2 protein-coding genes are annotated in these 1776 nt (G+C 59.9%); both read right to left on the bottom strand.

The features are described 5' to 3' along the window. Positions 1 to 244: phosphorylase family protein (locus WA354_RS18470; protein ID WP_472814492.1), on the bottom strand; the 244-nt coding region annotated here is incomplete at its 3' end. Between the two features lie 283 nt (positions 245 to 527). Continuing rightward, a complete protein-coding gene (gene hpnA, locus WA354_RS18465) occupies positions 528 to 1517 on the bottom strand; it encodes a hopanoid-associated sugar epimerase (RefSeq protein ID WP_472814491.1) in 990 nt (329 codons plus the stop codon). Positions 1518 to 1776 lie beyond the last annotated feature (259 nt).

Below are 1776 nucleotides of genomic sequence, written 5' to 3'. Positions count from 1 at the left end.
CGTCGGAGGTGAGGGCGCCGGCCCAGCCGATGGAGATCACGAGGTCGATGGGACCGCCATCTTCAATTCCGGCGAAGGCGCGAGTGGCGGCGTCGAGGCCGGCTCCAGCGCAGGCGGCGATCCATTCTTCTTCTTCAGTGCGTTGCGCCCAGAAGTGGATGGTGCCGCGGGTGGAGTGGGGCCAGTTGCGGACGAGGGGTTTGAGTTCGCCGGGCATGGCGGCGATTATGGCTACTCGGGTCATGGCTGCCCTGCCGATTCGGATGCGTGCTTTCCCACCCTTGCTGCGCAAGGATGGTGCACCCGGCCTTCGTGGCGCGAGCGGGCCATCAAAGCAACTGCAGTCTTGCATGGCTCTTTGCGCCACCCGAGACCATGAAAATCGGGTGGGATCGTGCTTTCCCACCCTTGCTGCGCAAGGATGGGGCACCCAGTTTTGATCGAGGTATGAGAATTTTCAGGGCAGATTCCTCGACGCGCTGCGCTTGGTAGGAATGACACCGAAATTGGATCCATCTCCAAACCGATCACGGCGCATAGCCGTTGGCGCGGAACCAGTCTATGGCGGCGCGCATGGCGGGATAGACGGGGACGATGCGGAAGCCTAGTTCCTGCTGGGCGCGGGCGCTGGAGGCGAACATTTTTTTGCGTCCCATGCGAACTTCTTCCAACGTCGCGCGAGGCTCTTTGCCGCGGATGCGACCGGTGATCCATTCCTCGAAAAAGGCGTACGTGGCGGCGATGGCGAAGGGGATTTCTGTTGTCGGCGAAGGGATGCCGGTGATGGCGGACATTTTGTCGAGGATCTGCTTGAGGGTGAGATTTTCGCCGCCCAGAATGTAGCGGCGACCGGGTTTTCCGACTGTGAGCGCAGCGACGTGGGTTCGCGCGACTTCGGCGACATCAACGAGGTTGAGGCCGGTGTCGACGTAGGCAGGAAATTTGTGATTCAGAAAGTCGACGAAGATGCGCCCCGTGGGCGTGGGTTTGGAATCGTTGGGACCGATGGGCGTTGTGGGGTTGAGGATGATGACCTGCTGGCCGTCCTGTGCGGCGGCAATGGCCTGCTGTTCCGCGAGAAACTTGGACCGCTTGTAGTGGCCGACCATGTCATTGATGGTGACGGGAGTGTCTTCGTTGACCACAATTCCATCAGTGCGGAAGGCCATGGTGGCCACGCTGGAGGTGTAGACGACGCGGCGGACGCCGGCTTCGCGCGCGAGTTTGAGAAGGTCGCGGGTGCCGTCGACATTGGCGCGGTACATCGCGTCGGGGTCGCGAATCCAGAGACGGTAGTCGGCGGCTACGTGCATTACGGCGTCGCAACCTTCAAGGGCCGGGGCGTAGGAATCGGGTTTGGCCAGATCGCCGACTACGGTGTCGCCGGAGATGCCTTCGAGATTGGAGAGCTTGCTGGATTTGCGGACGAGGAGACGAAGATCGGCGCCCTGGTCGGCAAGGACCTGGGCAACGTGATGACCAACAAATCCGGTGGCGCCTGTAAGAAAAATCTTCATAGCAAGATGCGCGAAGAATCATTCTAAGGCGTGAGGGTGGCTTGTATCTCGGTCGTCTGGAGCCGATAGCCTGTAGCTGGTAGCTTGTTGCTGGTAGGTCTGCTGCTCTGTTAGCTGTTGTTCTGACTTTGGTTTTCCTTAGAGCTCAATATGGCGCTCGATCTCGCCTTCTATCTCGCTGGGATTTGTTTCGCATCCTTCAGGTTGAGGTTACTTTGGTCCAGGCGAAGGAAATGAGTAGTAATACCGGGGGTGGGGG

The sequence above is a fragment of the Occallatibacter sp. genome, from assembly GCF_049802275.1.
GTDB lineage: Bacteria > Acidobacteriota > Terriglobia > Terriglobales > Acidobacteriaceae > Telmatobacter.
The sequence above is the reverse complement of the archived record's forward strand: the minus strand, read 5'-3'. Positions and strand labels throughout refer to the sequence as shown.